The following is a 12,319-nucleotide window of genomic DNA, read 5'->3' as shown; positions in this document are numbered from 1 at the left end:
GCCGGGGAATCTTTATCTATAATATTAATAATTTAAATCTGCTTAAGAGCAGTTGCAACAAATGACAAAGCAATTTACAATAATTCGTTTTCTTTTTCAGCCAAACAGCGGCCAGCGGTGGTGAATATGCGAAAATTCTTCAGGCGAAGGTATTGTTACAACGTAAACCACTTTTTCATTTTCTCCGGCGTTCAGCATCAGGCCCACCGGCAACTTACCCTGAGGCGGTTCAAACCAGTGTGATTGGCCGTCTTTATCTTTTTCCATGTACTGATCGGCCAGTATATAGACTTTTTCGGGATTGTATTTGTGCCATTTGCCTGCTTTGATAGCTTCCAGTCTCGACCATCCGGTGACAGGGATTTCTGATTCCGCGAATTCCTCTTTGTTTCGCCTGCCCCAGATACACTGAATCTGCTCATGTTGTTTTGTTATACACGGTACATAAGGATACGGCTGAGGATAAAACACTTTAATCAATTCTCTGTTTCCCCTGTAAAACATCATCCCGCCGCACATAATGCACCTGATAAAATTCAGTTTTTTCTTATTTTAAAACAACCGTCGGGAAAATTATATACCCTGATTGTATAAAATGCAAACTTACTGAAAAAATTAACATTATTTTTGAATTAATATTTAAATGATTTTATGTTATAATTTTATTAAATGACCAGCTTTTTGCCATTTGTCGGCTCCTGTTTTAATAAAAGGCATAGTTACTGATAGCTTTGACTAGGAGTAATTGCTATTATATGGGACAAAAAATAAATGAACAAACCTATGAAGCGCAGGAGAATTCACCACGAACCCCAATCTGGAAGTTTGTTCCACCTAATGATTACGCCGTGCCGACAGTTCACATGCAGAAACCTGTATCCAAAGCTTGGCAGTTTTTTCAACAGATATTTCGACGTAAAGATGTCTTAGATGTTTCGTTCAAAAAAGAATACGACCTTTATTCCCTGCCACGAGTCCAATTGGCGCATCTGGTACCATCGTTGCCATGGGAAGATGTGGCAGTCGCATTGGACACTGCACTGCGGGACTGGATGGCGGACGAGTTTTCTGAAAATAGTGTCAAGTTTTTCATCGGGCAGCCTTTTTCAGAACACCCCGAAGTCGTCTCGCATCTGGGAGTGAGGCATCAGGCAGTAGAGATCACGCCGCCTTCCATCGAGCAAATTCTTTTTAACGAGAAAAGCTGGTTTGATAGCTGGCCTTCATACGGAACTTTCTGGGTTCTGCCAAAACTGGAGCATTGCTACCTTCGCCACGCAAACGGACTGAGCCTGGTACGCCGACTGCTGAGATTGGCTGTGAGCGGACAGCTGGGTAAAGGCGTGATCGGATGTGACAGTTGGGCCTGGGCCTATGTTCAACGTATTTTTCCATTGCCACAGGCCGATGCCATAACACTGCAGGCCTTCGACGCCGATCGACTGCAGCGTTTGATTTACGGCCTGATGAAATCTCAGTCGAACACGAAGATTCACTATTATAGCGCAAAACATGGCCAGGAAATTACCGGCATATCCGCAGAAGAAGGACAGCGACAGAAAGAGTTTGAGGAACTAGCTGCCTATTGTCGTGGCAATGTTGCAATTGCGACAACGTACTGGCGGGAGCGTCTGACCTACAGACAAGATGGATATGAAGAACCGTTTGACGGAAAAACGAAAATGCACACAGATGAAAACCGATTCGGTGAGCATCTCTGGGTCACCGCCATGCCCCCCGAACCAGAGTTACCGATAGGTAATGATGAGGAGTATTGCCTCCTGTTGCACGCCATTATGTTACATGGCGGCCTGCCGGAGTCTTTGCTGCGTGACCTCCTGCCTTTTTCTGCGATACGTTGTCGAGGGCTTTTAGGGCAGATGCAGCAATTCGGCATAGTGCATTGTGCTAATGGTTGTTGGCAGGTTCGTGAAATGGCCTACATTGTGGTCCGCAGGTTGCTGAGTGCTCACGGCTATCTTACCGACTCATTCTAGTGACGATGGAGAATATCATGCCGAATGAAAACCAGATAGGAAATATCTTTAAAAGTCTCGATTCGGCAGCGCTATTGGAGCTGGCAATTATCGTTGTGACAGCCATTCTGCTGATTGTTGCCGTTCAGAGGATTGTGCCTTGGGTCGCGAACCGCCTGCCAGGTCGTAATCGCCTCTATGTTCTCTCTATTGTACCCTTTTTTCGTCTTTTGGTTATTTTGGCTGCCATTTTTATGGCAATCCCCTTATTGATCGAACCGTCTTTACAAAACATGGTGGCGATACTTGGTTCGCTTGGTCTGGTTCTGGGGTTTGCTCTCAAGGATTACGCCAGCAGTCTTATTGCAGGAATTGTCGCTACTGGTGAGTTCAACTACCGCAATGGGGACTGGGTTCAATTGGAAGATGTGTATGGTGAAGTGCGCCATATCGGATTACGTACTGTCGAGATTGTGACGCCGGATGACAACAGGGTTCTGATTCCGCATAGTTTCCTCTGGAATAAACCTGTCATTAACGCTAATAATGGCGATTCGCGGCTGCAATGTATTGCCGACTTTTATCTAAACCCCCACCATAACGCACAGCAGGTGCAGAAGGTGCTGGAAAATGTGGCCTTGACCAGTCCCTATCTGTACTTTGATAGTCCAGTTGTTGTGATTGTTAAGGAAGAACCCTGGGGAACCCACTATCGTCTGAAAGCCTATCCGGTCAACTCAGGCCAGCAATTTCTTTTCATTACGGACATGACTGTGCGCGGCAAGGCGGCGCTGCTGGATTTGGGTGTGGAATTTCCAGCCACATGCGCTATCCCGTCAAATAAAGCTTGACTTGGTGGGATTAGACGCCATATTTATCTTTGTTAGAATTTATTTTCAGAAGTTTGCAAGTAAAATAAAAGTGTTAACCAGACCCCAAAAGGGGATCAAAAAAAAAGGAGAATAGGCATGAGTATGAAAAAGGCATACGAAAAAAAGCTGCAGGGCAAACTGGATGAATGGAGTGCGGAAATAGAAAAGCTTAAAGCCAAGGCGGATTCAGCTGAGGCTGATGCTCAGCTGGAATATTACAAGCAGATTGAAGAGTTACAGTCGATGCAGGAAGCTGTCAGTAAAAAGCTTGATGAACTGAAGGAAGCCGGTGATGATGCATGGGAAGATCTCAAGGCCGGAATGGATAACGCCTGGGATTCACTCAGTAGCGCAATCAAATCTGCAACTTCCCGCTTTGGTCAATAGGGGCAGAACGATACACTTTATAACTTCATATTAAGGAGAAGAACTTTGCGAAATAATACGTTGATTCTAACCATTGTTGCAGTGATGACGCTCTGTTTTATGTCCACTGCCCAGGCGCAATCCGGCAATGGCACCGTCACTGCCCAGGATGTCAAAAAGGAAACAAAGGAGCTGATTAACTCACTTCAGCAATATACATTTAATCAGCGGGATCAGGCTCTAAAAGAGGTCGACCAGGCACTTAAAAAGCTTGATGAGCGAATTGATGAACTGCAAAGCAGTATTGACAATAATTGGGACAAAATGACTCAGGCGGTCCGAAAGAAAGCCAAGTCCAATCTGAAAGCGCTGCGTCAGCAACGAAATGAGCTTGCCGAGTGGTATGGAAGCTTAAAAAACAGCTCTGCAGATGCCTGGGGAGAGATGAAAAAGGGATTCTCAGACGCATACCAGTCGATGAGCAATGCCTGGGAAAAAGCCAAACAAGAATATGATACCGATAATAAGTAGCTCCATATTTTTTTCTTTGCTCCTCTATGCTTTAAGCAAGAAAAAATTCAGATTTATGTCCGTCTTCCATGTCCAGTCACATTATATTATTTATCAAATATCCTATCCTCACACTTCGCAAGTGTGAGGATAGGATAGTTCCCGCTGATTCTTAAATAATTATTTAAAAATATATACCCTGCCTGCACAAAATGCAAATTCGTTGAAAGAATGTTGGATTATTTCGGTAATATGAGACGAATCTATTTGTTTTCTTTATCTTTTATATTTACAGTATAATCGATACTTTCAATTTTCTTGACTGAAGCGCCTGCACAGCTGCTCTTTGTGATGTGGTATATATCAATGGTAGTTTTATGTGTACCTGTTATTGAGAATTTTATTTCAATGCCGCTGTTTTTGGATCGATGCTCCACATTTTTTGTATCAAATGAAGCCTTGAAACTATAAAAGTCAGCGCCGCCTTTTTTGCCTTCGGGCAGATTTACCGGGATAAAAAACCATTTATTTTCATCTACCTGAAGCTCAGAAGCAAACACATTTGAGATAGAAAAAAATATCAAAAACAAAAGTATTTTTGCTAAAATGCTGCCCGGGCGGGAAACCCGGGCAAATTCATTATGCATCTGTATCGGAAGTTACCAGTTTTGGAGTTTTTGCAAAAACAAACCTGGTGGATGGATTCAGTTTGGTATGTTTTTCAAAGCCTTTAGGATACTGCTCAATATTACCGCTGTCAGCTTTATCAAGGTCTATCATACTCAGTGCTTTTGTGGGACACCCCAGGACACAGGCGGGGAGCAACCCCTCGTCAATTTTTTCTACACAAAAGCTGCACTTTTCTGCCCTTTCCTGAGTTTTATTATCTTTAGCCGCCCCATATGAGCATGAGTTAATACAAGCTTTGCAGTATATGCATTTTTCAGCATCATGGACAACAATTCCGTCTTTTTCCCTTTTAGTATGAGCATTTACAGGACAAACAGAAACACATACCGGACTCGCACAATGATTGCATGATAGTGAATAAAAAGCTCTGTCTCTGTGCGGATATACATCTTCCGGCAGAGGTTTCAGATCCCTCCACTTAACTCCCGGTTCCTGATGATATTGATTTTTACATGCCATTGCGCATGAATAACATCCTATACATTTTTTTGAATCTACTAAAAAGGCTAATTGTTTACTCATAACTCCCCCTTATACTTTTACTATATCTGCAAATTGATCGTGAATGGCAACTCCAGGAGCACCTGTTTTGAATGTGCCCATATCTGAAGATTCGTCATCCACAACATTCTGAACATTGTATTTTAAATCTTTGTACCAGGCTTCATACATAAGTATGACATCTTCAGCTATGTTATCGGTTAACCTGGCTCTGACTTCCATATTGCCGACTTTGTTCGTAATTTTTACAGTATCACCATCTTTGATATTTTTGTTTTTTGCGGCTTTCGGGTTAATATAAATAAAAGGCCCGTTGTTAAAGTCTTCCATATAGTCAAGATTTACAAACTGAGAGTGGAGCCCAAACTGTGTATGAGGTGTGAGCACTCTGAATTTATCGTAAGCTTCTCTCCTGCTTTTATATTCCGGAATTTTCGTATGTCCGTAATCAGCAGCCAGGTCGGAGCTGAACTCGTACTTCCCTGACGGTGTACCGAATTTCATATCATACCAGGAAGCTGTTGACTTAAGTTTTGCTTTTTTGGGGCCATTTTTGAGGTCCTTCCATGATTTTATACCAAAAAGTTTATGGATACCGTCATTAAATTCCTTCTCCATCCATATTTTTGTATCTGTAATCTGGGGGAAAGTGCATGAGCCTGGTTCCAACTCGTTCATTTTTTTCGACAACATTGCACCAATCTGTAAGTCACTTTTCGCTTCGTACTGCTCAGGAATTGCTTTTTCATTAATGCTAAGCCAATAGTGCCAGTATGAAGCATTGACTGTATATTCTTCAAATAGAGTGGTGGAAGGCAGCACGATGTCAGAGTTTTCAACAGTTTCGTTAAAAAACTGGTCAACAGTTACCACCATTTCAAGCTTATCAAATGCTTTCTTAAGTTTCGGTCTGTCAAAGTCCTGTGCAAAAGGGTTTTTGCAGGCAACCCATAACAGTCTGATGGGCGGATTGTCAGTAGTTAATATTTTTTCCGCTATCTTATTGATGTTTATTGTTCTGTCTGAATAATCGGCTTTTCCGGACTCGTCATTAGCGAACTCGCTTTTTATCGTTTTCTCTCCGAGATAGCCTTTTGAGCCTTTCGGCTTTTTCTGTACCATGGCATTATAGTTAAATCCCCATGTCTGCAGGTGTCCATAGCGGGCACCTCCCCCTTCTTTGCCAACATTTCCTGTCATAGCCACCAAGGAATCTATTGCCCTGACATTGACGCCACCGTTTGTATGTCTTTGCAGCCCATACCCTATCCAGATCGTTGAAGCGCCGGCAGAAGCAAATTCCCTGGCAGTATTTTTAATTACGTCAACAGGTACCCCACTTTTTTCTGCCGCCCATTCTAAAGTGACATTGTTTTTCAAATATTTTTCATAGCTTTTAAAGCCTTTACTGTGTTTGCTTATGAAATCTTTATCATGCATATTGTTTTCAACAATATACTTTGCCATACCCAAAGCCAGTGCGCCGTCCTGCGCAGTTTTTATTCTGATAAAGATATCGGCTTTTGCAGCAGTCTGTGTAAACACCGGGTCGATGACAATCAGCTTTGCACCTCTTTTTTGAGCCTCATAAATAAACTTCATTGTGTGCACAGAGTTCCAGGCGGGGTTACCTCCCCAGATTATGATATAGTCTGATTTCACTATATCTTCAGGATCGTTGCACCACATATTACCCATGTCAAAGTTTTGGGCATCGATACCGGCCGGCCAGCATGGCGTTCCTACAAATCGTGTTGTATATCCCAGGGAACTCATCATGCCTTCCACACCATAGTGGGTTATTGAGAAGTTGCCTGAATATTTGTCCAGTGCCATCCCCAGAAGATTGTCATCTTTTTCTTTGATTTCCAGAATTTTTCCGGAAATTTCCTCCAAAGCTTCATCCCATGTGATTCTTTTCCAGTTACCTGTACCCCTTCCAATCTGTTTCATCGGGTACTTTATCCTGTCCGGACTGTAAACTCTTCTTGGGTAGGAAAAGCCTTTTACACATAAAGCCCCATCGGTAAACGTAGACTCTGTTGCACCTTCCACAAACTCGAGAGAACCGTTTTTCACATAGGATTTAATACTACAGGTGTCATAGCAGTTTCTTGGACAGGCATTCCTGTAAATTTTATAGTTTCCTTCAAAATTTGTTCTCTCCCATGCATGTACACTTTTGAATCCCAACGGTACCGAAGCAGCCACTCCGGCAGCCAAAGTACCTTTTAGAAAGCTCCTCCGGCTGGTAGCCCCTAAAATGCATTTTTCAGTCAAACTTTTTTTCTTTTTCATAAAACCCCCTCTAAAAGTTTATTTGTTTCCCGGATAATCCAGTCTGAAAAAAGATTTAAAACTTTACTCACTGCTACTGAATCACCCGCATTATTCAAAGCTCTGCTAATAAATTCAGGAACCCATAGAAAAAAATGAAACTTTAAAAACTTATTATAAATATCCCTACATTCAGGTTTGATTTTTGCAGTCTGACTTAGGTATGAACAAATACTTAGCTCATGGAGAAGACTGTCTTCCGGTTCTTTTCCTTCATTTTCCAGTGTGAGCCCCAGCTCATAATAAAACGTTCTTACATCAGTTGTTGTTACTCCATGTATCCTGGCCTCCGGATCCAGGTATGCCGAAGCTACCATAGGAGCTAAGGGTGCAGCCGGGCCAACGAAGAGCCTGTTAAAAACAAACTCCTCTTCTTCCCAGTTTATTTCTTTTTCACAGGGTATTTTATAAAACTCACAAATATCATAATAGGACTGCTCCAGATCTTCTGACGTTGTACTGCCAAAAAAATCCCTGGATTTTAATATAATATCATTATTATCCATTTGTTTTCTCCACAATCAATTCTAAGCTTTTTAAAAAGATAGGGGTATTTGGATAGAAAAAGAAGGGTACGATGAGGGTAATAAATGGGTATATTTATACCCATTTATATGTTTATTTGCTGTTTAGATAAGAGTAAAGACTTACACTGCTGCCGCTGAGACCTAACTTCTTTCTTATATTTTTTCTGTGGGTTTGAACTGTTTCCAAAGACAATCTCATAGCCTCAGATATATCTTTACTGCTGTAACCTGACTGAATCATCTGACAAACCTGCACTTCTGATTTTGTGAGCTTTGCGATATCCCTGCTGCTTAATGAATCACCTGATTTTGTCAGATTTATCAGTTGATTTTTTAAAGTTTCAAGATATACATTTCTGACATCTTTACTGTCTTCCATAGCAAGTTTCTGAAGGGACGGTATTATATTTGTTGTTATTTTTTGACTTATGGACAACTCAAGGTCATCCTTTTCTTTGTCAATTGATTTCAATACGTTTTTTAGTGTAACGTTCATTTCTTCCGCCTGTGCCTTTTCCTTTTTCAAATATTCTTCCATAGATTTTTGCTGTGAAATATCTTTAAAGATAATATGCAGGAAATCTTTATCATTTAATTTGAATTTATTGATAGTGACACTGGCCGGAAATATTTCGCCACTAAATGTTATGCAGTTCATTTCATTACTTATAATATCTCCTTCGCTCATAGCCGCAGAGACATAAAAATCATCTATGTTGCCGGGGTGAATAATACTAACACAACTAACATTGACAATATTTTCCACAGAAGTTTTGAATATTTCAGCAGCCTTAGGGTTAACCTGTAATATTTTATAATTTTTATCAGCCAGAACTATTCCTTCCCCTGCAGATACAAAAAGAGAGCGAAAAAGTTTTTCCGATTTCCTTAAAGCCTCTGTTCTCTCTTTTACAGTTTTTTCAAGCTGAATTCTCTGGTCAACGATACAAGTAATATCATTAAGAATAATGACATACCCGGCTGAAGCTAATGAAATCTTTTTTAACGGAACTATAACCATTGAGTAAACAGAATCCTTTTCAGGTATTGTTATTTCATGACCTTCACTGTATAAAAATTGATTAATAAATTCGTCGGATGAATAATTTTGAAACCCTAATATATTTAAAACATTCATACCCAGGGAAATATCAGGAAAACTCTGGAAGGCCGATTCATTCATTTCAAGAATATTACCACTGTCATCAATAACAAACACCAAATCGGAAGTGGCTTCAAAAATATTTTCGTATTTATTTTTTTCCAGCGTTAATTTACGGTTTTGCTCAGAAAGCATTTCAATATATGATTTGGAATCTAAAGAAGCCCAGTCTTCTATGGATATGATCTCCATAGCATCAAAAGCCCTTCTGAGCGCTATATATTTTTTTAGCTTTTCGCTTTCATCCAAATTCAGGTTGAGTATAATATCATCGATCGAGTGCAATAGAGTCTTAAAGCAGCCGAAAAACATTTCAGCATTCACACCTCTTGCCTTATGTCTGTCAGCTGTTTTTATTAAAAAATCAGAAATATTTTTTTGATCCTTGATCAGTTTTGAAAAATTAAGATCAGGGTTTTCTTCTATGGCAATGTTTAATGCATCAATAATTCCCTGCAGACTTAATATGCAATCGTCTTTTTTTGCAGTGGTATGCTCAAGATAACCGGCTTCGTTCATATAAAATGTCCAGTTTTCTAAGAAAGTTTCCATTTCTTTAATAATTAAACTCAAAAAATCTTCCAATGCTTCCCTCTTGTGACATGTCTTGATAAAATTTTACAAAACTCTTTATTAAGTATTTTTACATATATTAATTCAAACAATCAAAAAGGGAATAGTTTTTTCTTCTGAAAGGTTAAAATGTTCGGTATCGAAGCAATAGTTGTATTCTGTAATTTAAAATTTTGTGTATTGGGGTAGACCAAGCGATATTTGTGCTACAGGTGATGTTTACGTGAAACAGGTGTCAGTAAGTTATGTATTCAAAAGCTACTGAATATAATCATGATTTTAAACAAGAACCAACGGTTCCGGCAGCTAAAGTTCCGAAATTTTCAGCAGGGAAAGTTTTTAAAAAAAGTGGTAAAATAAGGAATTAGCAAAATAATCTCAAGGCTGTCTTTGGTAAAAAGGCGACCCTTTCAGAAATTTTTTTGATTACAGTATTTCTTTTAACTTGTTTCCTATTGATTTAATATCAAAAGGTTTTTGAAGGAAGAATATATTGCTCGATTTGTTTTTTTCCTCTTGGATATTACTTTCCGAATAACCGGAGATAAATAAAGTTTTTATCTCAGGGTATACCTTTTGCATTTGATGAAAAAGTTCTTTACCATTCATTTCGGGCATTACAACGTCTGTAATTAATAAATCTATATCTTTATTGTTTTCTTTGTATTCTATGGCAGTTTGTATGGCTTCAGAAGCAGAAAGTCTGGGAACAACTTTGTAGTTTAATTTTTTAAGCACCTTATTACTTATGGCAAGGATAGAAGTATCATCGTCGATTAATAAGATTGTTTCGCCATTGCCCTTTAAAATACTTGTTGTTTCTTCATCACTGACAGTTTTTTCTCCTTTATATCTTGGCAAATAAACCTCAAAAGTAGTACCAACACCTAATTTACTCTGAACGTTTATAAATCCGCCGTTTTGTTTAGCGATACCGTATAATGTAGCCAAACCTATTCCTGTTCCGTTACCTTCTTTTTTTGTAGTGAAAAAAGGTTCAAAAATCTTTTTCTGAGTTTCTTTACTCATACCCATGCCATTGTCTTTGACAGACAGTGCCACATATTCACCCAGATAACATTCGCTTTCAGAAATGCAGAATTCCTCATCCAGATACTCATTGGATGTTTTTATCTCGACAGTACCTTTATTTTTTATTGCATCCCGTGCATTTACGCAAAGATTAGTTAATATTTGACTTATTTGAGAAGGGTCTATTTTTACGGGCCATAAATTGCTGCTTAATTCACAGTTTAGCTCAATATTTTTACCCACAACTTTGCTTAGCATTTTTTTCATGTCTTTAACTGATTCGTTAAGATTTAATATTTTTGGCGATATCGGTTTTTCTCTGGCAAAATTTAATAGCTGATCAGTTATTTCTGCTGATTTGTGTGCTGCTTTGCCAATTTCCTCAAAGTACTCGTGAAATTGATCTGTTCGATTAGATTTTAATAAACCCATTTCCGAATAACTGAGAATAACGCTCAGCATATTATTAAAATCGTGCGCAATCCCTCCGGCCATCCTGCCTATTGCTTCAAGTTTACTGCTTTGGTTAAGTTTGGCATTAAGAATTTCTTTTTCTTTTTCAGCTTTCTTTCGTTCAGTTAAATCTCGAACAAAACTGCCATGAAGATCCTCTCCGGCAAAATTTATCTTCCTCACAGAAATTTCAACTGGGATAAAAGAGCCGTCTTTTTTCTGATGCTTTCTTTCGATAGTAATACTATTTCTTATATCTACATTGTTCCAGATTTTCTCGAATGCTTCATCGTTAAGCTCTTTATCAATATCAAATATTGACATTTGAGATAACTCATCAACATGATAACCAAGCATCTGAGCAGCGGTTTTATTTACAAAAGCAAAAGCACCATTCTCACGGGTCCAATATATTGCATCGGGAGCATCATCCACAAATGCTTTCGTCGTTTGCAGTTCATCATAATATTTCTTAGCTTCGGTGATATCTGTAATATAGCCTTCAAGTACATCAATACCGTTTTCATTTTTACCAACTTTTACTCCTTGTTCCCATACCCATCTGATATCACCTTCTTTGGTTAAAATACGGTAGGTGCTCACAAAATTATTATTTCTTTTTATTGATTCTTGAACTTTCTCCCAAATCTTTGTTTGATCATCATGGTGAATGATACTGCCGTAAGACACATAGTTATTATTTATTAATTTTTCAGCACTATATCCAGTTAAATCCACACACCCGTTACTTACGAACAGCATAGTCCAGTCAGGATCATTCAGACATTGATAAACCATCCCGGGCAGATTAGACATCAGTGTTTCTAATTTTCTTTGTTTTTCACTAATTTCTTTTTCAGAGTTAACTTTTTCTGTTACATCGAGAATTGTGCCTACAAGTCCTGCAACTTTACCGGTTTCATCAAAAAAAGTAGCTTTGTTAAAAACTACTTCATGGATATTGCCTTGATTGTTCTTGACCTGAGTTTCATAGATTTGTACACCGGGATTGCCAAAAAGTTCTTTATCTTTTTTAAAATAAACGTCTGCATATTCTTTATCGGTTATATCGTAAACACCTTTGCCTATAAGATTTTCTCTACTTGCTCCGAAAAAATCCTCAAAAGCTTTGTTCATACCCAGATATTTACCGTCTGTACCTTTGTAGAATATAGGCACGGGAATGGAATCCAGCAGATTTTGATAGCTAAGCTTTTGGCTGTTATTCATAAATACTATTATATCAGTTTCAAGCCTGGATGTACAGTTTTCAAGGAAAAAACAAACATTAAATTTGGTAGTAATTCTCCCCTTTAAATC

11 protein-coding genes are annotated in these 12,319 nt (G+C 39.0%); 4 read left to right on the top strand and 7 right to left on the bottom strand.

The window, feature by feature from the left end:
• Positions 1 to 96: 96 nt before the first annotated feature.
• A complete protein-coding gene (locus UMU13_RS00200) occupies positions 97 to 519 on the bottom strand; it encodes a hypothetical protein (RefSeq protein ID WP_328216195.1) in 423 nt (140 codons plus the stop codon).
• A gap of 236 nt (positions 520 to 755) precedes the next feature.
• Between UMU13_RS00200 and UMU13_RS00195 the strand changes: the two genes are divergently transcribed.
• The 4 genes from UMU13_RS00195 to UMU13_RS00180 all read left to right on the top strand — a co-directional run bounded on the left by UMU13_RS00195 (position 756) and on the right by UMU13_RS00180 (position 3,745).
• Positions 756 to 1,997: a hypothetical protein gene (locus UMU13_RS00195; RefSeq protein WP_328216194.1), complete on the top strand. Its 1,242-nt coding sequence runs from the start codon at positions 756 to 758 to the stop codon at positions 1,995 to 1,997.
• Between the two features lie 17 nt (positions 1,998 to 2,014).
• A complete protein-coding gene (locus tag UMU13_RS00190) occupies positions 2,015 to 2,827 on the top strand; it encodes a mechanosensitive ion channel family protein (protein WP_328216192.1) in 813 nt (270 codons plus the stop codon).
• A 117-nt stretch (positions 2,828 to 2,944) separates the two neighbouring features.
• Positions 2,945 to 3,235 (top strand): hypothetical protein, encoded by a 291-nt coding sequence (locus UMU13_RS00185; protein ID WP_328216191.1) that lies wholly within the window; start codon positions 2,945 to 2,947, stop codon positions 3,233 to 3,235.
• Between the two features lie 45 nt (positions 3,236 to 3,280).
• A complete protein-coding gene (locus UMU13_RS00180) occupies positions 3,281 to 3,745 on the top strand; it encodes a hypothetical protein (RefSeq protein WP_328216190.1) in 465 nt (154 codons plus the stop codon).
• 242 nt (positions 3,746 to 3,987) lie between these two features.
• Here UMU13_RS00180 and UMU13_RS00175 read toward each other — a convergent pair whose 3' ends face one another.
• The 6 genes from UMU13_RS00175 to UMU13_RS00150 all read right to left on the bottom strand — a co-directional run bounded on the left by UMU13_RS00175 (position 3,988) and on the right by UMU13_RS00150 (position 12,229).
• Positions 3,988 to 4,371: a hypothetical protein gene (locus UMU13_RS00175; protein ID WP_328216188.1), complete on the bottom strand. Its 384-nt coding sequence runs from the start codon at positions 4,369 to 4,371 to the stop codon at positions 3,988 to 3,990.
• Positions 4,364 to 4,936 (bottom strand): 4Fe-4S dicluster domain-containing protein, encoded by a 573-nt coding sequence (locus UMU13_RS00170; RefSeq protein ID WP_328216186.1) that lies wholly within the window; start codon positions 4,934 to 4,936, stop codon positions 4,364 to 4,366. Before UMU13_RS00170 ends, UMU13_RS00175 begins: the two co-directional genes overlap by 8 nt.
• Positions 4,937 to 4,945: 9 nt before the next feature.
• Positions 4,946 to 7,213: a molybdopterin-dependent oxidoreductase gene (locus UMU13_RS00165; protein WP_328216185.1), complete on the bottom strand. Its 2,268-nt coding sequence runs from the start codon at positions 7,211 to 7,213 to the stop codon at positions 4,946 to 4,948.
• Entirely contained in the window at positions 7,210 to 7,758 is a 549-nt protein-coding gene (locus tag UMU13_RS00160) for a TorD/DmsD family molecular chaperone (RefSeq protein WP_328216184.1), read from the bottom strand. Before UMU13_RS00160 ends, UMU13_RS00165 begins: the two co-directional genes overlap by 4 nt.
• Positions 7,759 to 7,870: 112 nt before the next feature.
• Complete coding sequence (locus UMU13_RS00155; protein WP_328216182.1) at positions 7,871 to 9,526, bottom strand: PAS domain S-box protein; 1,656 nt, start codon at positions 9,524 to 9,526, stop codon at positions 7,871 to 7,873.
• A gap of 414 nt (positions 9,527 to 9,940) precedes the next feature.
• Positions 9,941 to 12,229, bottom strand: a complete 2,289-nt coding sequence (locus UMU13_RS00150) for a PAS domain S-box protein (RefSeq protein WP_328216181.1) — start codon at positions 12,227 to 12,229, stop codon at positions 9,941 to 9,943.
• Between the last annotated feature and the right edge of the window lie 90 nt (positions 12,230 to 12,319).

This window comes from Flexistipes sp. (genome assembly GCF_036172515.1).
In the GTDB taxonomy this organism is placed as follows: Bacteria; Chrysiogenota; Deferribacteres; order Deferribacterales; family Flexistipitaceae; genus Flexistipes.
This window is presented reverse-complemented; position numbering and strand designations above follow the sequence as displayed.